The sequence below is a fragment of the Seohaeicola saemankumensis genome, from assembly GCF_021021435.1.
Classification (GTDB): Bacteria; Pseudomonadota; Alphaproteobacteria; order Rhodobacterales; family Rhodobacteraceae; genus Seohaeicola.
Genome location: NZ_JAINWI010000012.1, coordinates 206,256 through 229,137 on the forward strand (window position 1 = coordinate 206,256; position 22,882 = coordinate 229,137).

Annotated in this window: 20 protein-coding genes; 8 read left to right on the forward strand and 12 right to left on the reverse strand. The window is 61.4% G+C overall.

Going from position 1 to position 22,882, the window contains the following annotated elements; translation table 11 throughout:
* Positions 1–64 precede the first annotated feature (64 nt).
* Positions 65–1,861 (reverse strand): ABC transporter ATP-binding protein, encoded by a 1,797-nt coding sequence (locus K7H22_RS10875; RefSeq protein ID WP_230800838.1) that lies wholly within the window; start codon positions 1,859–1,861, stop codon positions 65–67.
* 300 nt (positions 1,862–2,161) lie between these two features.
* On the opposite strand from K7H22_RS10875, the gene K7H22_RS10880 reads away from it, so the two are divergent.
* Entirely contained in the window at positions 2,162–3,181 is a 1,020-nt protein-coding gene (locus tag K7H22_RS10880; RefSeq protein WP_230800839.1) for a hypothetical protein, read from the forward strand.
* A gap of 12 nt (positions 3,182–3,193) precedes the next feature.
* Here the strand turns inward: K7H22_RS10880 and K7H22_RS10885 are convergent, their stop codons facing one another.
* The gene (locus tag K7H22_RS10885; RefSeq protein WP_230800840.1) at positions 3,194–3,607 is read right to left on the reverse strand and encodes a VOC family protein; all 414 of its coding nucleotides are present in this window, start codon (positions 3,605–3,607) and stop codon (positions 3,194–3,196) included.
* A gap of 113 nt (positions 3,608–3,720) precedes the next feature.
* On the opposite strand from K7H22_RS10885, the gene K7H22_RS10890 reads away from it, so the two are divergent.
* Positions 3,721–5,013, forward strand: coding sequence for an O-acetylhomoserine aminocarboxypropyltransferase/cysteine synthase family protein (locus tag K7H22_RS10890; protein ID WP_230800841.1), 1,293 nt, complete (start codon positions 3,721–3,723; stop codon positions 5,011–5,013).
* A 118-nt stretch (positions 5,014–5,131) separates the two neighbouring features.
* Here the strand turns inward: K7H22_RS10890 and K7H22_RS10895 are convergent, their stop codons facing one another.
* A complete protein-coding gene (locus tag K7H22_RS10895; RefSeq protein WP_230800842.1) occupies positions 5,132–5,893 on the reverse strand; it encodes an SIMPL domain-containing protein in 762 nt (253 codons plus the stop codon).
* 196 nt (positions 5,894–6,089) lie between these two features.
* Here K7H22_RS10895 and K7H22_RS10900 point away from each other — a divergent pair, with 196 nt between their 5' ends.
* Entirely contained in the window at positions 6,090–8,765 is a 2,676-nt protein-coding gene (locus tag K7H22_RS10900; RefSeq protein WP_230800843.1) for a hypothetical protein, read from the forward strand.
* Positions 8,766–8,893: 128 nt separating this feature from the next.
* Here K7H22_RS10900 and K7H22_RS10905 read toward each other — a convergent pair whose 3' ends face one another.
* Positions 8,894–9,547 carry a DUF6946 family protein gene (locus tag K7H22_RS10905; RefSeq protein WP_230800844.1) on the reverse strand — a complete coding sequence of 218 codons (654 nt, stop codon included), beginning with the start codon at positions 9,545–9,547 and terminating at the stop codon, positions 8,894–8,896.
* Positions 9,548–9,929: 382 nt separating this feature from the next.
* Positions 9,930–11,027 (reverse strand): 4-hydroxyphenylpyruvate dioxygenase, encoded by a 1,098-nt coding sequence (hppD, locus tag K7H22_RS10910; protein ID WP_230800845.1) that lies wholly within the window; start codon positions 11,025–11,027, stop codon positions 9,930–9,932.
* A 146-nt stretch (positions 11,028–11,173) separates the two neighbouring features.
* On the opposite strand from hppD, the gene K7H22_RS10915 reads away from it, so the two are divergent.
* Both K7H22_RS10915 and K7H22_RS10920 read left to right on the forward strand, forming a co-directional pair.
* A complete protein-coding gene (locus tag K7H22_RS10915) occupies positions 11,174–11,629 on the forward strand; it encodes an Lrp/AsnC family transcriptional regulator (protein WP_230800846.1) in 456 nt (151 codons plus the stop codon).
* Between the two features lie 21 nt (positions 11,630–11,650).
* Positions 11,651–13,528, forward strand: coding sequence for a monovalent cation:proton antiporter-2 (CPA2) family protein (locus K7H22_RS10920; RefSeq protein ID WP_230800847.1), 1,878 nt, complete (start codon positions 11,651–11,653; stop codon positions 13,526–13,528).
* A gap of 20 nt (positions 13,529–13,548) precedes the next feature.
* Here K7H22_RS10920 and cobT read toward each other — a convergent pair whose 3' ends face one another.
* Positions 13,549–14,577, reverse strand: a complete 1,029-nt coding sequence (gene cobT / locus K7H22_RS10925; RefSeq protein WP_419248172.1) for a nicotinate-nucleotide--dimethylbenzimidazole phosphoribosyltransferase — start codon at positions 14,575–14,577, stop codon at positions 13,549–13,551.
* A 67-nt stretch (positions 14,578–14,644) separates the two neighbouring features.
* Between cobT and cobS the strand changes: the two genes are divergently transcribed.
* A complete protein-coding gene (gene cobS / locus K7H22_RS10930) occupies positions 14,645–15,406 on the forward strand; it encodes an adenosylcobinamide-GDP ribazoletransferase (protein ID WP_230800848.1) in 762 nt (253 codons plus the stop codon).
* 80 nt (positions 15,407–15,486) lie between these two features.
* Here cobS and K7H22_RS10935 read toward each other — a convergent pair whose 3' ends face one another.
* The 5 genes from K7H22_RS10935 to K7H22_RS10955 all read right to left on the reverse strand — a co-directional run bounded on the left by K7H22_RS10935 (position 15,487) and on the right by K7H22_RS10955 (position 20,615).
* The gene (locus K7H22_RS10935; RefSeq protein ID WP_230800849.1) at positions 15,487–15,996 is read right to left on the reverse strand and encodes a CarD family transcriptional regulator; all 510 of its coding nucleotides are present in this window, start codon (positions 15,994–15,996) and stop codon (positions 15,487–15,489) included.
* 315 nt (positions 15,997–16,311) lie between these two features.
* Positions 16,312–16,650 carry a ferredoxin FdxA gene (gene fdxA, locus K7H22_RS10940; RefSeq protein WP_230800850.1) on the reverse strand — a complete coding sequence of 113 codons (339 nt, stop codon included), beginning with the start codon at positions 16,648–16,650 and terminating at the stop codon, positions 16,312–16,314.
* A gap of 65 nt (positions 16,651–16,715) precedes the next feature.
* Positions 16,716–17,090: an RNA-binding S4 domain-containing protein gene (locus K7H22_RS10945; RefSeq protein WP_230800851.1), complete on the reverse strand. Its 375-nt coding sequence runs from the start codon at positions 17,088–17,090 to the stop codon at positions 16,716–16,718.
* Between the two features lie 12 nt (positions 17,091–17,102).
* Positions 17,103–20,024 carry a helicase-related protein gene (locus K7H22_RS10950; protein ID WP_230800852.1) on the reverse strand — a complete coding sequence of 974 codons (2,922 nt, stop codon included), beginning with the start codon at positions 20,022–20,024 and terminating at the stop codon, positions 17,103–17,105.
* A 15-nt stretch (positions 20,025–20,039) separates the two neighbouring features.
* Positions 20,040–20,615: a tetratricopeptide repeat protein gene (locus K7H22_RS10955; RefSeq protein WP_230800853.1), complete on the reverse strand. Its 576-nt coding sequence runs from the start codon at positions 20,613–20,615 to the stop codon at positions 20,040–20,042.
* A gap of 66 nt (positions 20,616–20,681) precedes the next feature.
* Here K7H22_RS10955 and K7H22_RS10960 point away from each other — a divergent pair, with 66 nt between their 5' ends.
* Both K7H22_RS10960 and K7H22_RS10965 read left to right on the forward strand, forming a co-directional pair.
* Positions 20,682–20,972, forward strand: a complete 291-nt coding sequence (locus tag K7H22_RS10960) for an SCP2 sterol-binding domain-containing protein (RefSeq protein ID WP_230800854.1) — start codon at positions 20,682–20,684, stop codon at positions 20,970–20,972.
* A 3-nt stretch (positions 20,973–20,975) separates the two neighbouring features.
* Positions 20,976–21,947, forward strand: a complete 972-nt coding sequence (locus K7H22_RS10965) for an alpha/beta fold hydrolase (RefSeq protein WP_230800855.1) — start codon at positions 20,976–20,978, stop codon at positions 21,945–21,947.
* A gap of 34 nt (positions 21,948–21,981) precedes the next feature.
* Here K7H22_RS10965 and K7H22_RS10970 read toward each other — a convergent pair whose 3' ends face one another.
* A complete protein-coding gene (locus K7H22_RS10970) occupies positions 21,982–22,812 on the reverse strand; it encodes a fumarylacetoacetate hydrolase family protein (protein ID WP_230800856.1) in 831 nt (276 codons plus the stop codon).
* Positions 22,813–22,882 lie beyond the last annotated feature (70 nt).

Genomic DNA, 22,882 nt, shown 5'->3' on the forward strand with positions numbered 1-22,882 from the left:
AAATTTCAGCATGCTTTGCAAAAGACCGGCGGGGCATGCGGATGCTTTGCCCCATTCACCCGCCTTATTCCGCTGCCGAGGTCCCGCCGCCGAACTGCACGTCATGCAGCGCCTTGAACTTGCCGTTGAGCGCCAACAATTCCTGCACGCTGCCCTGCTCCAGAATCTCGCCAGCCTCCAGATAACAGATGCAATCGGCGTTCATCACGGTCGACAGGCGGTGTGCGATCACGATTGTCGTCACGCCTTGCGTGATACGCGCCAGCGCATCGCGCACCAGTACCTCTGAATGGCTGTCCAGCGCGCTGGTTGCTTCGTCCAACAGCAAGATCGGCGCACGCCGCAGCACGGCACGTGCAATCGACAATCGCTGCCTCTGTCCGCCTGACAGGAACGAGCCGTTCTCACCGATCTGGGTCTCATAGCCGCCGGGCAGTTTGTCGATGAATTCGTGGGCATGGGCAATTTTCGCGGCCTCGATCACCTCTTCTTCGGTGGCGTCGGGGCGCGCCAGGCGCAGGTTCTCCATCACAGTGGCAGAGAACAGGAATGTATCCTGACCGACAAAGGCGATCTTGTCGCGCAAAGATGTAAAACTGGCCATCTTGATGTCCTGACCGTCAATCAGGACCTTGCCATCGGTCGGATCATAGAGCCGCAGAACCAGGTTCAAAAGCGTTGACTTCCCTCCGCCTGACGGCCCCACCAGCGCTGTGGTCTTGCCCGCAGGAAAGGCAACACTGACACCGTTCAGGACAGATTCGTTGCCATTGTAGGAAAACCGTACATCCTCCATCTGGACAGCGCCGGGGCCAGCCTGAAGGGGCACCGCGTTCTCGGCTTCCAGAAGGGTCTGCGGAGCGTCCAGCAGGTCATACATCATTTTGACCCCGACCATACCGCTTTCGATAATCACACGCATCCGCGACAGGCGCTTGGCCGGTTCGTAAGCCATCAAAAAGGCGGTCACGAAGGACATCAGCTGTCCCGGCGTACCGGGGGCCTGTCCGAAAATGTTGACCGCACTCAGGATCACGATCGAGGCAATGGCCAACCCTGTGATAACATCCAGAAGCGGCATCGTTGCAGCCTCAAGCCGGACCATCTTGTTGGCGCGGCTTTCGACCTGACGCACAGCAACATCCATACGCCCCGACATACGCGGCTCTAGCCCGAAGGCCTTGACCACCCGCGCACCGGTCGACGTTTCCTGCACGACCTTGATGATCTCGCCCAGACCCGCCATTTCTTGCGCCATAACCTCGCGCACGCGTCTGAGGATTTTCTGCAACCCGTAAAGCGCCGCAGGTCCTACGATCAGACTGATCAGGGACAGGAACGGCTGCTGGTAGAACATGACCGCAACCAACCCCACAAGGGTAAACAGGTCGCGGATAAAACCTGTGACGATGGTGTCGATTACACGCCGCGCGGCCTGCGCGCTCTGGGTGATCTTCAACAGCAGATCCGAAGATTCGTTGGTGTTGAAAAATGCCACGCCCTGCTGCAGCAGGCGACTGTAAAGCTGCATCTGCTTTTGCGCTACGATCCTGTTGCCGGCGCGAGCCATCAGAACCGCCTGCACGTAAAAGGCGGCACCTTTGAACGCAAAGATCAGCGCGACGCCCGCACCCACCATGAAAACGCGCATCCGGTCCTCGGGCGTGGACAGGGTGTCGATGATCTCGCCCATCATCCATGCCGACAGCGCGGTGGAGGCCGCAACCAGCAACATCGCCGCCGAGGCCGCCATGTATTTCCAGCGATGCTCCTGAAAGCTTTCCAGCAACAGCCGCATAAGAAGGCTGTCTGCAGGCAGACGTTCCAGCCAACGCTCGTTCCAAGGCTTCTTTTGTGTCATTTATCCGCGGTCGATGCTTCTAGGTCGTATCGTGGCGTTTCACCTAACAGCTTGGTCACGACGGGTCGACATGTAACTTGACGTCCGCCCTGTGATGCCCCGCGCGATGATGCAGCGCAGCGACAAGGCAGAGGGCTAAGGCTTGACGCCTAATTGTTGATGCGGGGCACAAATTGCAAGAGGGCGGCAGGATGATCCCGCGCGTCACGTCGCGCGCATGATGCCCCTTCTGCCTGCGACAGAACCTGCCTATAGTTGCGCCAGCAAAGCGGCAAGACGACAGGCGCAGACGGGGCAAAGATGGCAAAGCGGGCAAGCAAACCCAAGGCAGAAAAGCGCAAGCCTTTCAATATCATGATCGTCGCCCAGCGGGGGCGGCTACAGTATGAGGCGCTGATTTTCGCGGCCAGCCTGCGCCACTCCTGCCCCGACTTTGCCGGTCGCCTGTTCGTCGCGGTGCCGCAGCCAGGCCCGCTTTGGCCCACTGACCCGTCCGTGATCGACCCAGATATTTTGGCGCTTCTGGCCGAGATGGGTGCCGAAATCCTGCCCTTTGAAAGCCGTCATTTCGGCGCGCAATATCCCTATGGCAACAAGATCGAGGCGCTGCTGGCCATGCCGGAAGGCGAAGCTTTCGTGTTTTTCGACACCGACACGCTGATCACCGGCGATCTGGGCTCTGTGCCGTTCGATTTCGACCGCCCCACAGCATCGCTCCGGCGTGAGGGGACATGGCCGCAGATCGAGCTTTACGGACCCGACCACAGCGCGATCTGGTCCTCGCTCTATGCCAAGTTCGGACTGGATTTCGAAAGCTCTCTCGACTCCGAGCAGCCTGATGGCTATTGGCAGAAATATCTGTATTTCAACGCAGGTTTCTTTTTTTACCGCTGTCCCCACGTCTTCGGACAGCGTTTTCTGGACACGGCGCTGGCGATCCGCGATACACCGCCGCCCGAACTGGTCTGCCAGTCGCTGGACCCCTGGCTGGATCAGGTGGCCCTGCCCTTGGTGATCCACGCTTTGGGCGGCGGGCGTAACACCCTGCCGGATGGGTTGCTGGACGGGGATATCAGCTGCCACTACCGCCTTTTGCCGATGCTCTATGCCCGCGAAAGCGATGCTGTTGTCGCCCTCTTGGAAGAGGTGACAAGCCCGAACCGGATCAAGCGCGTCCTCAAGGGCCATGATCCGGCCAAGCGGATGATCTATCAGGGCCGCGGGACAAAGCTGCGCGAGATGTTCGACCGCAACGCCCTGCCCCGCCGCGAACAGATGATCCGCAACCAGATCAAGAAAGCCGGTTTCTGGATGCGGTAGCTCCCAAGCCCCTCAGGACGCGAAAATACCCGTCGTATCTGCAAAGCCTTTGACCTCGATCGGGTTGCCGGACAGGTCGCGAAAAAACATCGTCCATTGCTCGCCCGGCCCGCCCTGAAACCGGACCGACGGCGGAATGACGAAATCGACTCCTGCCGCGTCCAGCCTGGCAGCCAGTACCTTCCAGTCATCCAGGCCCAGCACGATCCCGAAATGCGGCATAGGCACCATATGCTCGCCCACGCGCCCGGTGTTCGATGTCACGAATGGCGTGCCCAGATGCAGGCTCAACTGGTGACCGAAAAAATCGAAATCCACCCATGTATCAGTACTGCGCCCCTCTTCTGCCCCCATGACGCCGGAATAGAATTCGCGCGCAGCATCAAGATCGTGAACATGGATGGCCAGATGGAAGACTGAACGCATGATTTGTCCTTTCCGGGGCGTTGCCCGCGTTTTGCCCCGCGCTGCACCGTTGTGATGCGCTGCACGATGGCCTACTGATTTGGTCAATTCATTATAAACCGGAGGAGAGTTCAATGACAGATGCACCCAGCTACGGCTTTGACACGCTACAGGTTCATGCCGGCGCGCGGCCGGATCCCGCCACAGGCGCGCGCCAGACCCCGATCTACCAGACGACGGCTTATGTGTTCCGCGATGCCGATCACGCTGCGGCTTTGTTCAACCTGCAGGAAGTGGGCTATATCTATTCGCGCCTCACCAACCCGACCGTGGCCGTGCTTCAGGAACGGATCGCCACGCTTGAGGGCGGTGTTGGCGCGGTTTGCTGCTCGTCCGGCCATGCCGCGCAGATCATGGCGCTGTTCGCGCTGATGGCACCGGGACGCAATGTCGTGGCCTCGACCCGGCTTTATGGTGGCACGGTCACCCAGTTCAGCCAGACGATCAAACGCTTCGGCTGGTCGGCCAAGTTCGTCGATTTCGACGATCTGGACGCGGTCAAGGCGGCGATCGACGATGACACCCGCGCGATCTTTTGCGAATCTATCGCCAATCCGGGCGGCTATATTACCGATCTCGACGCGATCAGCGCGATCTCGGACGCCGCCGGCCTGCCGCTGATTGTGGATAACACATCCGCCACGCCCTATCTGTGCCGCCCCATTGAACATGGTGCGACGCTGGTGGTGCATTCGACCACGAAATACTTGACCGGAAACGGCACCGTTACAGGCGGCGCGATTGTAGATTCCGGCAAATTCGACTGGTCGGCTTCCGACAAGTTCCCCTCGCTCTCGGCCCCCGAACCCGCCTATCACGGCCTCAAGTTCCACGAGACTTTCGGCCCGCTGGCCTTTACCTTTCACGGCATCGCGATCGGCCTGCGCGATCTGGGCATGACGATGAACCCGCAAGCCGCGCATTACACGCTGATGGGGATCGAGACCCTCAGCCTGCGGATGCAGCGCCATGTGGAAAATGCGGTGGCCGTGGCTGGCTGGCTCGAAAAGCATCCGGCGGTCGATTACGTGACCTATGCGGGACTGCCCTCCTCGCCCTATAACCACCGCGTGGCAACGATCTGCCCCAAAGGTGCGGGCGGTTTGTTCACGGTGGCGCTCAAGGGCGGCTATGACGCCTGCGTCAAGTTTGTCGACAGTCTGGAACTCTTCAGCCACGTCGCGAACCTTGGCGATACCCGCAGCCTTGTGATCCACTCCGCCTCTACCACGCATCGACAATTGTCCGAGACTCAGCAGGTCGCGGCAGGTGCCGGCCCCAATGTTGTGCGGATCTCGATCGGGATCGAGGATACCAAGGATCTGATGGCCGATCTGGATCAGGCGCTGAAAAAAGCCACTGCCTGATCGGTTCCATGTGAGGCAAAACATCAAAGGGGCGCGAAAACCGCGCCCTTTCTTCTTGCCCGCAATATCCCGGGGGGAGTCCGCAGGACGGGGGGCAGCGCCCCCCTGACAGCCTGCCTTACTCAAGCACAAAGACCATCTGGACCGAGGCGGAAATGCCGATCTCTCCCGCGGCCACCGGCACGGAATCAGCGCGCATCGCGGCCATTTCCATCATCATCGGGCGCGGGCTTGACCCGCCCGTTTCGGTCAGGCTGACCACCGCGCCAAGGCTCACACCCGCCGCTTCTGCGTAAAGGGCCGCCTTGCGCCGAGCATTCTCGACCGCCTTGCGCCGCGCCTCGTCCTCTGCGTCATCTGCGGCCTGCAAGCCGAAGCTGACCCCGTCCAGCCGGTTCGCCCCGTCGGACACCAGCGCATCCAGCACGGTGCCAACACTGTCTATATCGCGCAGGCGCACAGTCACGACATTGCTGGCCTCAAAGCCCCAAGGCACAGTCTGGGCTTGCGGGTCGGGCCGGTCACGCCAAACCGGGCCCAGCGACAGCCCCGATGTCTGCACATCCCGCGCCTCGACCCCCAGACCGGACAGGCGCTCCAGCATCGCCGCAAGCGCGTCCGAGGTCTGTTGCAGCGCCTCGGCAGCAACCTCGGCTTGATGCGTGACGCCGATCCGGATCGTGGCCATATCGGGTGCCATATCCACGCGTCCTGTGCCCGATACGACAATCTGGCGCAGGGTCTCGGCGGGGGCCATTGTCTGTGCATGGGCCATATAGGCACCACCCGGCAATGGCAGTTGCGCCCCCATCAAAGGCAGCATGACAAGTGCAGCCCCGCTGCAGGCTGTCAGCATCAGCGGTTTGAACAGGTTCAGCATGGTTTTCCCTTTCAGTCCAGATGTCCGGAATTGAACCGGATTTCCGCGTCAGACTGCACTACCCTGCGTGTCCGGCCAAGGGTCGCCGTCTCTCCTTCTGGGTGTTTTTCTTTCCCTCGGCAATAAGCTGCTGTAAAACCGGATTGTGATTGGCGCGGACTCCCGTCGCGCGCCTCGGGGTGGTATTAAAAGGCATATGAAACCGAACTTTGCCCTGACCTTGTCTTTCGACGGTATCGGATTGCTGCATCGCGCTGCATCCGGCTGGCATGTTGTGGGCGAAGTAGCGCTGGATACCGATGATCTGGCGGCAGATCTGGCTGTTTTACGCCGTACCGCGGTGCAACTGGACAGCGCGGGCCTGCGCAGCAAGCTTGTCCTGCCGAACGAGCAGATCCGCTATCTGTCATTGCCTGCGCCCGCCAAGGGCGTCGATGTCGCCGCTCATGTGGCCGACGCATTGGACGGCACCACACCCTATGACGTTGCGGATCTGCGGTTCGACTGGATCATTGTGGGTAACGATCTGCATATTGCCGCCGTGGCCCTTGAAACGCTGGACGAGGCCGAAGCCTTTGCCGAAGAATATGGCTTTGGCCCTGTCAGTTTTGTGGCCACCCCCGCAGCAGACAGTTTTCCCGGAGAGCCCTTTTTCGGGCTTGCCAAGGCCGCCGCGCGCCTGATTGATCCATCGGACCGGCTGATGCGCGACAGCCATGCGATCCGCGTTCTGGGCCGCGCGACGCTTCCCGTGCCCAAGGCGGAAGGGATTGCGGCGGATCAACCCGTCTTGCATGCGGAACCGAACGCTGCGCCACTCGCCGATACAACGACCGCGGATACGCCCATGGCGCCGGATCAGCTTGGCTCATCCGACACTGTCGAAACCGCAGCGGATAGCGCATCGCCGAAAAACCCCGCGTCTGAGGGCTATGCAGCGCATGTGGCGACCAGAACGGCCGAGGATACAACCGGATCAGAACTGGATTCACAGTCGGCGGATGAAAAGAAAGCGGATGACGCAGACAGCGCGCCCGACGCGCTGCCCAGTTTTTCAAGCCGCCGCCGAGCACCGGAATTGCCGGAGGTAAGACCTGCCGCGCCGCGTCGCCCGATCGTCGTCGACCTTCCGCCTTTGCCGAAATCCTCCCCTGCCCTGGCCGCGACGCGCGCGGGCGCGCCGGTTACGCCGCCGTTGACCGGTTTTGCGGAAACCGGCCCGTCCTTTGCGGGCAAGAATGCCAAGAACAAATCCGCGGCACCGGCCTTGGCGGATGAAACCCTTCCCCAACCCGCAGCCTTTCGCTCGCCGCCTGCATCTGCGGCCCCGACAGCGCCGCAGGCTGACTCTGCAGGCGTGCTCGCACCTTTGCTCAGACGTCTGGCGGGCGCGGATGCAGAGGCAGACGGCACCACGGCAACGCCTCCCGGAACCAAGCCCGCCTTCATCACCCAAAGCGAAAAGCAGCGGCTGACAATCTTCGGCGCGCGCAAGCCTGACTCGGCAATGGCTATGACCCGTGGAAGGCCGCGTTTTCTGGGCCTCATCCTGACCGGCATTCTGTTGCTCTTCATGGCCGCAGTCGCCGCTTGGTCGGCAATGGTCAGCGACACGGGGTTTATCAAGGGCTTCTTCGGCGCGCCCGATACGGAATTCGCAAGCCAGCCCCCCGACGGAGAGCAGCGCGGGCTCGCCGATGCGCTGGTGTTGGAAACCGCACCCCGGGGAACCGCGCCGGATCAAACCGGCATCGAACTGGCACGGCTGGACAGCAGCGACATGCTAACAGATCTGACCGCGGAAGAACTTGCGCCAGGGCCAGCCGATACCGCGCCTGCCGATACCTCCGCGGCAACCGATCCGGACCTCATGCCGGACGGCACAAGCCCCAGCTATGCCGCCTCGGGGATATGGCAGGTTGCGCCCGCGCAACCCGATGCGCCACCGGCCCAGACGCTCGACGATCTTTATCTCGCCTCCATCGACACAAGCCTACAGAATTTCGACGCGGTGGCCCTGCCCGAACCGCGTAGATCCTCGCCCGACAATATGCCCGTGGCGCAGTCCAGCCCTGCCCCCCAGGGCACCCGTTTCGACATGGATACGCGGGGCCTTGTCAGGGCAACCCCGCAAGGCGCGCAAACCCCTGATGGCATCATGGTCTTCGCAGGCCGCCCGCCAGTGACGCCCGAGGGAATGCCGACGCGCTTTGAACGCACACCCGCAGCCGAGACGCAAGCCGATCCCGCTTTGGCGGCTTTCCGTCCCCGCGAGCGTCCTGACACGCTGGCCGAAAGCAACGAAAGGGCGCAATTGGGCGGGCTGAGCCGCAGCGAATTGTCCAATTTGCGTCCCCGTTTGCGCCCCGCGACACTGGCAGCCGTTGCACAAGCCCTGCAAGAGGACGACACTGCCGAAGCGGCAGAAGACGAGGCCGAAGTGGCGGCGCTGGAAACGGCCACAGCGCAGGCAATCGCCACATCGCTGAAACCGCTGGCGCGCCCGCGCAACTTTGCTTCGACCGTAGACAACACCCGTCAGAGGCAGCAACAGCAACCGGCCCCGCAGCAGGTGGCCGCCGCAGCGACCCTTGCCCCGCAACGCAATGCCGCACCGCAAATCCCCTCGTCGGCCTCGGTTGCGCAACAAGCCACAGTCCGCGGCGCGATCAATCTGCGGCAAGTCAACCTGATCGGCGTCTATGGCCAACCCTCGAACCGCCGCGCCCTGGTCCGCCTGTCAAACGGACGCTACCAGAAAGTGCAGGTCGGTGACCGGCTGGACGGCGGACAGGTCCGCGCCATCGGCGAAAGCGAGCTGAGCTACGTCAAGGGCAACCGCGCCATCGTGCTGACCATGCCGCGGGGGTGACGTGGGGGTGAAGCACGCAGGATACCCGGACAGGGCATAACCGAATGCCGTTAGCTCTCTACGCAAATGACCGATAGCGGCCTTTTGTGGCCAATACAGCGGAAGTCTGCTTTGAGCCAACACTAACTTCAAAGAAATGTTGCCGAACCAACAGCCCAACCCAACGTAAGTGGTATCCCCGAAGGCAAGATGCTGGTTTGCGCTTGTCCAGGGTCAATCTTGAGTTCGAATCGTTCAGCAAAAGCTTGGAAGTCTTCAATCCAGCGATGCTCCTGTGAAAAAGACTGAACAATCATGCCAGCCTTATCCGTTCTAAAACGATTTGCTTCGAGCACCGCAGCAGCTGTTCGGTGTAACAACTGGTAACGCAGATTTCCGGGTGGCGGTGCGCTCAACCCCAGTAGATCGCAGATGAAACCCATGCGTTCAATCTTCCCTTTGCTCGCATTCATCATCCACTCACTGACCGTCGGACCAAAAGGCTCGTTCACCTTTTCCTCTACTGCGATTGCCATTGATTCATTGCCAACCCGAACCAATGCAAACACGTCACATTGGCTTTCTCTACTCCCGCCGGGCAACGCAACCTTGTGTTCCGGAATCGCCAGAAGGAGTTCAACTGATTCACCCAAAAGTTTTGAAATGTCCGGGGGCAAACCGTTTGCAGCCTCCCACGACAATGCAGTTGCCATAGCTGAGTAACCGCGTTTCCATTGCTTCTCTGGGTCAGCAAGAAAGCGCCGCCAATCGTTGGGCCCTGTAGTCGGAATAAATATCGTCACAACGAAAACCCCTTGGTTCGAAAATTGAATGACAGTTCGGACGATAGAGCCACTGCTTTCCAAGTCTACGAATGATTCTCGACCCCTGAAGTTGCCAATGTCCCCCTCGTCCGCGTACCGGACATCCGTGCCCATTGCAGCGAAGACCGCTCTCTGCCCTTGCGCCAGACCTGCTGTCGTCCCGCTAAGCAGCGGCCTTACCGCGGCAATGATTGGGGGCCTCCCCAAGGCAACCCAACCACCGCCAAACCCCTAAAATAAGGTAAACGCGCCCGCCCAATCCGTTGACATCATTGGCCTCAAGAATACGCCATCACGGGACACACCCAAAAAAAACGCCCCCGGCGCACCGGAGGCGTTTGCGGCGCTCAAGGCAGACCGATCACTCGGCGGCGGAAATCTCGCCCGCGTTGATCTGCTCCTGCTCGATCGACTCGAACAACGCCTTGAAGTTGCCCTCACCGAAACCGTCATCGCCCTTGCGCTGGATGAACTCGAAGAAAATCGGCCCGATCACGGTTTTCGAGAAGATCTGCAGCAGGATCTTGGTCTCGCCGCCATCCACCACGCCTTCGCCGTCGATCAGGATGCCGTGCTTTTGCATTCGGTCCAGCGGTTCTTCGTGGTCTTGCACGCGGGTTTTGCTCAACTCGTAATAGGCCGGCGGCGGTGCGGGCATGAAGCGGATACCGCGCGCGTAAATCTCGTCGGTGGCATCATAAAGCTTGTCAGTGCCCACCGCGATATGTTGGATACCCTCGCCGTTATACTTCTTGAGATAGGCCACGATCTGCCCTGTCTCGCCACGATCCTCGTTGATCGGGATGCGAATACGCCCGCAGGGCGAAGTGAGCGCGCGGCTGAACAAGCCGGTAAACTTGCCCTCGATATCGAAGAAGCGGATTTCGCGGAAATTGAAGATCTTGCTGTAGAAGCTGAACCACTTGTCCATGTTGCCCTTGTAGACATTGTGGGTCAGGTGATCGAGATAGAAGAACCCCACGCCCGCAGGCTTGGACGGGGCCAGCCAGTCGAATTCGCGGTTATAGGGGCTGGTGTCGTGGTATTCGTCGATGAAATAGATCAGTGATCCGCCGATTCCCACAATCGCGGGCACATCCATCGTTTTGTCGGCGCCTTTGTATTCCTCGGCACCGCGCGCCACGGCATGGGCCAGCGCTTTGTCCGCATCGACAACCCGCCACCCCATCGAGGGCGCGCAGGGCCCGTGATCCGCGACAAAGCGCGTTGCCATCGCGCCCGGCTCGGCATTGATGATATAGGTGATATCTCCCTGCTGCCACAGCTCGATATTTTTGGTCTTGTGGCGTCCGGTCAGCGCATAGCCCATCTTGGCGAAAAGATCGCGCAACTGCTGCGGTTCGGGATGGGCGAATTCGACAAATTCGAACCCGTCAGTACCTGCGGGATTGGCCGGAGTGATGGCCGATTTCGGGGCGTCATGTGGAAATGGTCCCATTGCGCGGTCTCCTGTCGAGTGTTCCTGTTTCGCTGCTGACAAGATAGCGCGAACAAGACCGGATTTCTGCGCGTTTTTAGGATCGCTTTTGGTTGTTCATGCGCTATGCTGACGGAAATTGACGGACAGGCGCGGGATTTACGCATATGCTGGATGACACCGATAAACGCCTTCTGGCCGCGCTGCAAAAGAACGCCCATCTGACCGCGCAAGAACTGGGCGAGGTGCTGAACCTGTCGCCCAGTCAGGCCGGACGCCGCCGCCAACGGCTCGAAGCCGAAGGCTTCATCACCGTTTACGCCGCACGGCTTGATCCGTTGAAGCTGGGTCTCTCCGTGCAAGCCTTCGTGCAGGTTCAACTGGCCACTCACGGACCAGAGCAGTCGCGCAGCTTCGCGCGACTTGTCGCCACACAGCCTGCGATCATTTCGGCATGGACCCTGACAGGCGATGCGGATTACCTGTTGCGTGTCTACTGTGACGACCTGCCCGCGCTGAACCGGCTGATCCACGAGGTACTGTTGCCGCATCCTGCTGTGGCCCGCGTGCAAAGCCAGATCGTGATGGACCAGTTCAAACAGGACGCGCCCCTGCCGACCTGAGCGCAACAGCAAGGATGACCCATGGAAAGTTTCCTCTATCAGGCCTCGATCTACCTTGCCGCCGCCGTGATAGCGGTGCCGATCGCCGCAAGGCTGGGGTTGGGCTCGGTGCTGGGCTATCTGGCCGCAGGCATTGTCATCGGCCCGGTTCTGGGGCTGGTCGGCACCGAAACGCAGGACTTGCAGCATTTCGCCGAATTCGGCGTCGTGATGATGCTGTTTCTGATCGGACTGGAACTGGAACCCCGCGCGCTGTGGGATATGCGGCACAAGCTGTTGGGTCTGGGGGGCGCTCAGGTCTTGCTGACCATGGGCGCTGTAATGGCTGCAGGCATGGCGTTCGGTCTGGGCTGGAGCACGGCGCTGGCCGTGGGGCTGGTGCTGTCGCTGTCATCCACGGCTATCGTGCTGCAGACTCTGTCGGAAAAGGGGCTGATGCAAACGGGCGGCGGGCGATCCGCCTTTTCCGTTTTGCTGACGCAGGATATCGCGGTGATCCCGATGCTGGCCCTGATGCCGCTTCTGGCCTTTCCGATGCTCGCGCAGGTCGGTCCCAATGGCGAGGTGTTGCGCCCCTCTGAATTGGCAGATCACGGTCATTCAATGTCGCTGGTCGAAGGTTTACCGGGCTGGGGCGTGACACTGGTCACCCTGGGGGCCGTGGCGCTGGTGATTCTTGCGGGCATCTACCTGATCAGGCCGCTTTTCCGCTACATCCATCAGGCCCATCTGCGCGAGATGTATACGGCGCTGGCCCTTCTGATCGTGCTGGGCATCGGGTTTCTGATGATGCTCGTCGGCCTGTCCCCCGCGCTTGGTACGTTTCTGGCCGGTGTGGTGCTGGCAAACAGCGAATTCCGGCATGAGCTGGAAAGCGATATCGAACCTTTCAAGGGCCTGTTGCTGGGTCTGTTTTTCATCACCGTGGGCGCGGGGATCAACTTTGGCATGCTTTTCGGTGATCCGCTGCTGCTGATCGGTTTGACGCTTGGCCTGATCCTGCTGAAAGGCGTGATTCTGTTCGGTCTGGGTCTGATTTTCAGACTCAAGGGCCGTGACCAATGGCTGTTCACACTGTCGCTGGCGCAAGCGGGCGAATTCGGCTTTGTGCTGCTGTCCTTTTCGGTGCAGCAAAACGTGCTGCCACGCGGTTTGGCGGATCAACTGCTCTTGGTGGTTGCGCTTTCGATGCTGATCACGCCGCTGTTGTTCATTCTCTACGAAGTCCTGTCGCGCCGCATGGCTGAGGCAGACAAATCCCGTCCACATGACGAGATTACCGAGCAAGGGACAGTGATCATCGCGGGCATTGGCCGCTTCGGTCAGATCGTCAACCGCCTGGTGCAAGCCAGCGGCTTTACGACCGTGGTTCTGGACCATGACATGGCGACAATCCAACTGATGCGGCAATTCGGTTTCAAAGGGTTTTTCGGCGATCCTACCCGCCCCGAATTGCTGCATGCGGCGGGGCTGCACAAGGCAAGCGTGCTGGTCGTGGCGCTGGATGATCCCGCAGCGGCGACCCGACTTGTGACCTTTGCCCGTCAGGAGCGGCCCGATCTGCATATCATCGCGCGCGCCCGCGACCGCGTGCATGTCTTCCAACTGGTCAAGGCAGGTGCCAATGACGTGGTGCGCGAAATGTTCGACAGCTCGCTGCGTGCGGGTCGATATGTTCTGGAGAATATGGGACTGACCGAATACGAGGCGGCGCAAGCGGAAACCGTCTTTTACCACCACGACCGCGACGCCCTGCGCGAGTTGGCAGAACTCTGGGACCCGACCCTGCCGGCCGATCAGAACACAGCTTATGTCAAGCGCGCGCGCGAGTTGAACAAGGAACTCGAGATGATGATGCTGGCGAAGATCGAATCCGAACGTCCCGCAGAGGCGGGTTAACCCGCCCCCGCCATTGAGGTTCAGCCCTCGGACACGCCCGCCTCGGCAAAAGTGGCCATGCCCGAATGACAGGCGACCGCACCTCTGAGGATACCTATCGCCAATGCCGCGCCCGATCCTTCGCCCAGCCGCAGACCCAAAGACAGAAGCGGAACCTTACCCAAATGGGCCAGAAGCGGCGCATGGCCTGATTCGGCGCTGACATGCGCCGCAAGGCAATGATCCAGCGCGCCTTTTTGCGCAGCCTCAAGGCAAGCGGCGGCAGCGGTGCAGATAAACCCGTCCAGCAACACCGGAATCCGCAGGCTGCGGGCGCGGGCTATCGCCCCCGCCATGGCAGCCAGTTCGCGCCCGCCCAAGCAGCGCAGCGCCTCGATCCCGTCGGCGCGGGCCTCGCCGTGCAGCGCCAGACCTTCAGCCACGACCTGCGCTTTCAGCGCAAGACCCGTATCATCGACGCCTGTGCCGCGCCCGACCCAATCGGCAGGTGCGCCGCCACAGATCGCAAGGGCCAGCGCCGCCGCCGATGTCGTATTGCCGATGCCCATTTCACCCGTCACCAGAAGGTCGGCCTCGGGATCGACCGCCTCCCATCCGGTGCAAAGCGCCTCAAGCAGTTCGTCCTCGGTCATGGCGGGCTGGAGGGTAAAATCCGCTGTGGGCCGGTCCAGTGACAGCGCATGCACATCCATTCGCGCGCCAAAGATCTTGGCCAACTGGTTGATCGCCGCCCCGCCTGCCTGAAAATTGAACACCATCTGTTCCGTAACAGCCGCCGGAAAGGTCGACACGCCCCGCGCGGTGACCCCGTGATTTCCCGCAAATATAATCACTTGTGGCTGATCAACATGGGGTTTGTCAGTGCCCTGCCAGCCCGCCATCCAGATCGCCAGATCTTCGAGCCGCCCCAAAGCCCCCGGCGGTTTTGTCAGCATCCCGTTGCGCGCAGTCGCCGCTTGCATCGCCCCCTCATCTGATGCGGTTAAAGAGCGCAAGGCGGCGCGGAACGCGTCAAGGGTCTGGAAGCTGGGAGGCATCTGCTCTCTCATTGATTAGGTCTTTGATCCCGTGTTTAACCGACGGGTCCCCCGTGACAAGCTATGAAGAGGCATTGTGATGGCGCAAAACGACAAGCTGGCAACCGCCCTGTCCGATCTGGCCGCAGGATTTGTCCTGCTGACCCGCCTGCCAGTGCGTGCGCCTGACGGCGCCTTTGCGCGCGGTGCGGCGGCGGCATGGGGCTGGCCGCTGGTGGGTGGCGCGCTGGGTGCGATGACAGGCTGTGCAGCATGGGCGCTGCTGGCGTTTGGCTTGCCCGCGTTTTTGGCAGCGGGGGTCTGTCTGGCGCTGGCGACAGCGATGACAGGGGCCATGCATGAGGACGGACTGGCTGACAGTGCCGACGGGTTCTGGGGCGGCTGGGACCCTGCCCGCCGGATGGAGATCATGAAGGACAGCCATATCGGCAGCTACGGTGTGATTGCGTTGATCCTGTCGCTGGGCCTGCGCTGGATCGCGCTGTCGGCAGTGTTCGAGGCAGGGCTGGCCCTGCCTGTGCTGGTGGCTGTGGGGGCGCTGTCGCGTGCGGCCATGCCCGCGCTGATGCACACGCTGCCCGCTGCCCGCGATGGCGGGCTGTCGCGCTCTGTCGGGCGGGTGCCCTTTGACACGGCTGTTCTGGCGGCTGTGATCGCTGTCATCCTTGCCTTGCTGGTTCTGGGGCTGTCGGCCATTGCGCTGGCCACGGCAGCGATCATCGCCACATGGGCCGTGGCTGCGCTGGCACGCGCCAAGATCGGCGGACAGACCGGCGATGTTCTGGGGGCAGCGCAGCAACTGGTCGAGATTACCTGCCTTCTGGTGCTGGTCAGCCTCTGACCCGGCGCAGCCGATGAAAAAACCGCGCCCCGAGGGACGCGGCTTTCAGAACTTGACGACAGAACCAAGGGATCAGGCGATCACGCGGCGCGCGATACCAGAACCTCGTCCACCTGCTTGGCAGCCATCACCTCATCGCCGCCGCTGACAGCAGCCACTTCACGGGTCAGACGCTCGAGAGCAGCCTCGTAAAGCTGACGTTCGGAATAGCTTTGCTCGCGCTGGTCGTCGCTGCGGTGCAGGTCGCGCACCACTTCGGCGATGGCGATCAGGTCACCGGAGTTGATTTTCTGTTCATATTCCTGCGCGCGGCGCGACCACATGGCCCGCTTGACCTTGGCTTTGCCTTTCAGCGTGGTCATCGCCTTCGAGACCACATCAGGGCTGGAGAGCGAGCGCATGCCGATCTCTGTCGCCTTGTTGGTCGGTACCCGCAGGGTCATCTTGTCCTTTTCGAACGAGATCACGAACAGTTCCAGCGCGATTCCCGCGATTTCCTGCTCTTCGATCGAAATGATCTGACCCACGCCGTGGGCCGGATAGACCACGTAGTCATTGGGACGAAACTCGGACTTTTTCGTTTTGCTCATGCAATCTTTCCTCACTGCGACCGTCTGGCCCTGCGCGACAAAAAAACGGCCGAGATTATTGCTAATCTCGTTGACCGGGAATTGTCTCGCAGAATGTCCGTCCACGGGCTGTGGCTTGGCGGGACGGGGGCCATGGGGTCTACATCATGTTTCCCTAAGGTATCACAAAAAATACATATAAGAAAGCTGCACGCGCGGCGACAGTCTATTGGCAGCGTCAATCCCTTGATAAACCATAAGGTTCACCCAAATCACACGGGCATCAGACCCCTCGGGCAGTCAGCGCCGCATCACGGCAACCGCGAATCGGGTTGGTCAGCCGCCTTCGCCGGGTGTTTCGGAGAAATACTTCTCCAGCTTGCCGGACTCGCCGTCACGTTCTTCCGCCTCGGGCAGCGGATCTTTCTTCGAGATGATCACCGGCCATTTTTCCGAATATTTCCGGTTGAATGTCACCCATGCATCCATGTCCGGTTCGGTATCGGGACGGATCGCATCCGCAGGACATTCCGGTTCGCAAACGCCGCAATCAATGCATTCGTCAGGATGGATCACCAGCATGTTCTCGCCCTCGTAGAAGCAATCCACAGGGCAAACCTCGACGCAATCGGTGTATTTGCAGGCGATGCAATTATCTATGACGACATATGTCATTTTATTCTCTCAACTCTGCGGTCTGTGACAAACCCGTTAGGGCCTAGCTAGAACAGGCTGTAGCGTCATTCAAGCATGCGACGACGATCAAGATCAAATATCCGGCGATCACGCTTGGTCGGGCGACCGCCTTCGCTGTCGGGTGCGCCGGACGGAACATCGTCCCTTGCGGGTGTCAGATCCTCGTAAAGCGCCTGTGCCTCACTGGCGGGACCACGGCGCACACCATGCGCCAGAACACGGACAACGCGCACCAAATCGCCCTGCGCGAAGGTCAGAACATCCCCCGCTACAACGCCATGCGCCGGCTTGGAAGCTTTGACGCTGTTGATTCGCACATGGCCCGCGCTGACAGTGGCGGCGGCTAGCGTGCGCGTTTTGAAAAAGCGCGCATGCCACAGCCATTTGTCGATCCGCATACGCGGGACGGGCGCGTCCAAGAGCGGCCTGCCTCAGGTTTTGTCGCGCAGACCCATCAGGGCTGCGGCAAAGGGGTTGTCAGGGTCAATACGGTCCTTGGCGCGCGGCGGGCGCGCCTCGTAGGTTTTGGCACCCTGCTGCGGCTTGTCCTGATCACGGCCCCGACCCTTGTTACGATCATCACGCCCACGGTCCTTGTTGTCCCCGCGAGACCCATCGCCGCGTGGCTTGCCCTTGCCGCGTGGCTTGCCACCACTGTGCTCGCCGCGCTGTTCGGTTGCATCCCGCGACGGGGAGGCCTGCGTCGCCGCTGGCGCATCGTGACGCGCGCGCGCCGGTCGGCCCTGATGGGATGGCGGTTTGCGCCCCCATGTGAAGGTATAGAACACCTCCATCTCGGCGGGTTCGCCAGCGGTCTCGGTCGGCGCTATCGCGCTGTCGTCGGGTTGCGGAGCGGCGGGTTCTTGTGCCGGTGGCGCAACGGCCTCGGCCTCGGCCTCGGCCTGCTGGCCTTCCGCCATATCGGGCGTGGCCGCGTCAGACGCGACCGGCGCAGGTACATCTGCGGCAACCGGCTTGACCTTGGCACGTTCGCCGCGTTCCGCCTTGTAGCCAAGCCCCTGCATCAGATCGGAAAACTGCTCCAGAGTCATGCCGGTGATCGACAACATATCGGCTTTGGCCTCAAACCCTGCGCGGCTATCCTCGGCGCGCAGCATATCGGCCAGACGTTCCAGCATGTCGATACGGATCGCCCGCTCGCCTGCGGCGCGGTATCCCGACATGATGTGAAACTCTGGATGCGCATCCTTGACCGTGGGAACCGTCACCAGTCCCGGTGGCGGGGCTTCGGGGAATTCATCCAGACCGCGCGCCAGCGACCACAACACAACCCGCAGGCGGGTCGGTGCGGGTTTCAGCAACAGGGGCATGAACACGGTAAATTGGCCGAACCGGATACCGTGTTTGCGCAGGGCGCCACGCGCCTCCTGATCCAGTGCCTTGACTTCTTCGGCGACATTGGCGCGGGGCATGATCCCCATATTCTCGACCATGCGGAAGGCAAAGCCGCGCGCCAGACCGTTGAGCGCCTCGTCCCGACTGAGAGCCAGCAAGGGCTCGAAGAGGGCGGCGATCTTGCGGTCAATGAAATGCTGCAGACGACGCTGCACCTTCTGCGCCACGTCGGGGCCCGCTTCCTCGTCGACAAAGGCCGCGACCTGCGGCTTGAGCGGGTCGGCACCAGCCACCAGCTTGCCCACCGCCTGTTCGCCCCACATGAGGCCGCCCTGTTCGGTATAGTCAATCTCGGTGTCGGGCGCGTTATAGAAACGGTCCGCGCGCAGATTGAAATGCGGCACCAGCGCTGCGGTGCTGGCCTGACGGATCGTCTTGGCCTCCTGCGCGGTGGCATCACGGTCCTGACGGAACCGGAACCCTTCGAGACGACCGACGAATTCTCCTTCGACGGTCACTTCACCCTTGTCGTTCACTTCGGCCAAAAGGGCCTCCTTCTGCTTGAGCCGCCGCAACAGGACAGAGGTCCGGCGATCCACAAATCTCTGGGTCAGCCGCGCGTGGAGCGCATCCGACAGTCTATCTTCTACAGCGCGCGTGGCCTCGCGCCAATGGCTTTCGTCACGCACCCACCCGCTGCGCTGCGCGACATATGTCCATGTCCGGATAAAGGCCAGACGTTTCGACAATGTGTCAATCTCGCCTTCGGTCCGGTCGATGCGCTTGATCTGCGTCGCCAGCCAGTCATCGGGGACGCGGCCCGACTGGTGCAGGAAGTTAAAGATCGCCTCAAGCAGGCTGGAATGCTCGGCCTGACTGATCCCCCGAAAATCGGGGATCCGGCAGACATCCCAGAGCAACCGGACCGAGGCGGCATCCGAGGCCCGTGCGCGGACTTCGGCGACTTGCGACAGGGATTTGAGCGCCAGCAGGTCATCCGCCTCGCGGGCCCTGACCAGAATCTCGTCTTTCGGCGTATCCTCGAGTGAGGCAATCAAAGGGTCAAGCGCGCCGAATTGCAGGTTGGGATTGCGCCATTGCAACTTGCGGATCGGGGTGAAGCGATGCTCCATGATCGCCTCGGCCACCTCGTCATCCAGCGGTTCGGCCTCGCCGGTCACGCCGAAAGTGCCATCCGACATGCCACGCCCTGCCCGCCCTGCGATCTGGGCCAACTCGTTCGGGGCAAGGTGGCGCATCCGCCGCCCGTCGAACTTGGTCAGCGCCGAGAAGGCGACATGGTTGATGTCAAGGTTCAGCCCCATGCCGATAGCGTCAGTGGCCACGAGGTAATCCACATCGCCATTCTGATAAAGCTCGACCTGCGCGTTGCGGGTTCGCGGGGAAAGCGCGCCCATCACGACCGCCGCACCACCCTTCTGACGACGGATCAGCTCGGCGATAGCATATACATTATCAACCGAAAAGCCGACAATGGCGCTGCGCGCAGGCATTCTGCTTATCTTTTTCGAACCTGTATAGGTCAGCTTCGACATCCGGTCGCGCCGCATGAATTGCGCCTGCGGGACCAGTGCAGCGATAGTGCCGCGCATCGTGTCCGAACCCAGAAACAGCGTTTCATGCAAGCCGCGTGCCCGCATCAAGCGGTCGGTGAAGACATGACCGCGCTCGGGATCGGCGCAAAGCTGGATCTCGTCCAGTGCCAGAAAGTCGACCCCCATGCCTTCGGGCATCGCCTCGACCGTGCAAACCCAATATTGCGTGCGCGGCGGCACGATCCGTTCTTCGCCTGTAACAAGCGCCACCACCGACGGCCCGCGCGCCCGCACGATCTTGTCGTAAACCTCACGCGCCAGCAGACGCAACGGCAGGCCGATGATGCCTGTCCGGTGCCCTAGCATCCGTTCGATGGCGTAATGTGTCTTGCCGGTATTCGTCGGCCCTAAGACCGCCGTGATCCGTGAAGGCTGCGCCATGGGCCTGTTCCCCGATCAGAGTTTGAGACCCTCGACGCGGGTCTTGAGCCGCGTCGCCGCTTCCGCGGCGGGGTCGTAATGGGGATGTATCGAAAGCACAAGGCGATAGGCCGCATAGGCCTGTTCAGGAAGGTCCAGATCTTCCAGCACAACGGCCAGCCCGTGGGCGGCCTCGAAATGGCGCGGATCAAGGATCAGCGCTTGCTCCAGATCCGCCAGCGCCGGCCCCACTTGTTCGGCGCGAAAATAGGCCCGCGCCCTGATGTGATAACCCTCGGCAACATCCGGTGCATGATCGGTCAAAGCGGTCAGATGCTCGATCGCGACACTGTACTCTCCCCGCTCCAGCGCGTCACGCCCCCGCTTGAGCAGAAGATCCATCGCGGGTGATCCGGTCTTGCGCCACTCCAGCTTGATCTCGCGCACGATCCCGCTCGCATCGGCGGGGCTGGCTGTGGCCAGATCGTCATAGAGGTTGTCCAGACGACTGCCCGGTTCCGTCCCGTCCTGCGCGGACAAGGGTAGGGAATACATGACTATCGCGAACAGTGCCGCGACGATAGGTTTGAGATTGAAACGGTTCGCGCTCATAACAGATGAGTGTAACGCGCGCTTCGGGAATTGTTAGCCCCTCGTGCATGAAAAAGGACCATATGAATGAGCGATGTAATCGACGCGGCCGTAGCCGCACTTAACGAAAAGATGGGCGGTTCCGGCTTTGACGGTTCGGCCAAATTTGTCATAGAGGGCGAAGGTGCCGTCATGGTGGATGCGACAGGTGCCCGCGCAGCTGACGAGGCAGCAGATGTGACGCTGACCGCCAGTGCCGAAACATTCGAGGCGATGATGTCGGGCGAGATGAACCCGACCTCGGCTTTCATGAGCGGCAAACTGGCTGTGGATGGCGATATGGGCATGGCGATGCAACTCGGCTCTGTCCTGAGCTAAGCCATGGATCCCGCGCCGCTTTTTCATGACGTTGCAGATGGACCGGCAGGCGGGCAAGCCTGGTGGGTCAAGACGTCTGATGGCTGTCGTATCCGGCTGGGGCATTGGCCCCGCGCCGGAGAAGACAGCGCGCGCGGCACCGTGCTGCTGTTTCCCGGACGCACGGAATATATCGAAAAATACGGCCGCGCTGCTGCCGATCTGGCGCAGCGCGGCTTTGATACTTTGACCATAGACTGGCGTGGCCAGGGCCTGTCCGACCGCCTGCTGGCAGACCGTAGGGTCGGTCATGTCGGGCGTTTCACGGATTATCAAAAAGACGTGGCCGCAATGGTCGCGGCGACACAGGCGTTTGATCTGCCGCAACCCTTCTATCTGCTGGCCCATTCGATGGGTGGCTGCATCGGGTTGCGATCCTTGATGGAGGGACTGCCCGTGGCGGCCTGCGCCTTTACGGGGCCGATGTGGGGCATCCAGATGGCTGCGGCCACGCGCCCTGCGGCTTGGGCGCTGTCATGGGGCAGCGCGCGGCTTGGTCTGGGGCACTACCTTGCCCCAGGGACAAAGCCCGAAACCTATGTGCTCGCCGAGCCCTTCGACGATAACAGCCTGACCCGCGACCGCGACATGTATAGCTATATGCAGCAGCACATGACCGCCTATCCTGATCTTGCGCTTGGCGGGCCCAGCCTGCGCTGGCTGAACGAGGCGCTTGTCGAGATGGCGCATCTGGCACGCAGACCAGCGCCCGACCTGCCATGTCTGGCCTATCTGGGCACTCACGAGCGCATCGTCTGCCCAGATCGAATCACCTCGCGCTTCGACAGTTGGCCGAATGCCACATTGCGGACGGTGCAGGGCGGCGAGCATGAGGTGATGATGGATACGCCAGCCACCCGCGCGATGGTATTCAACGGGGTTGCCGAACATTTCGCATCCAACCCCGCAACGACCCTGACCCTGCAAAGCGCCTGAAACGGGCGCTTTGCGAAGCGGTTAGTCACATCGCTCAGGCGTCGCGCCGCACCTCCTGTCGTTGCTGGCCCAGCCCCTCGATCTGCAATTCCATCACATCGCCCTCGGTCAGATAGCGTGGCGGCTTCATCCCCATGCCAACCCCCGGCGGCGTGCCTGTGGCGATCACATCGCCCGGTTGCAGGCTCATCATCTCGCTCAGATGGGAAATGATCTGCGCCACGGAAAAGATCATCGTAGCCGTCGTGCCAGTCTGCACGCGCTGGCCGTTCAGATCCAGCGTCAGGCCAAGGGCTTGCGGGTCGCCCGCCTCGTCCGGTGTGACCAGCCAGGGTCCGATGGGGCCAAACGTATCGGCGCTTTTGCCCTTGGTCCACTGGCCCACACGGTCAAGCTGGAAGGCGCGCTCCGAGACATCGTTGATCACGCAATAGCCCGCGACGTGATCCAGCGCCTGCGCCTCGGTCACGTATTTCGCGGTCTTGCCAATCACGACGCCCAACTCCACCTCCCAGTCGCCTTTTGCAGCGCCGCGCGGCAGATAGACCGGATCGTTCGGCCCGCAGATCGCGGATGTGGCCTTCATGAAGACGATCGGCATGGCGGGCGGCTCCATCCCTGCCTCGGCAGCGTGATCGGCATAGTTCAGCCCGATGCAGATGAATTTGCCTACCTGCCCCACAGGTGCGCCAAGACGCGGATTGCCTGCAACCAAAGGCAGGCTGTCAGAATCAACTTGTGGCAGGCTCGACAGCACAGCCCCCGCCAGATCCGGCACAATGCCCGACAGATCGCGGATGCGCCCCTGTGCATCCAGCACGCCGGGCTTCTCGGCCCCGATCTCACCGTATCTGACAAAACGCATTCTGGCTCCTCCCGCTGGTTTGCGGGTTACCCTAGCCAGCCCTCCGCGATGTGCAAGACGGCTTGGGACT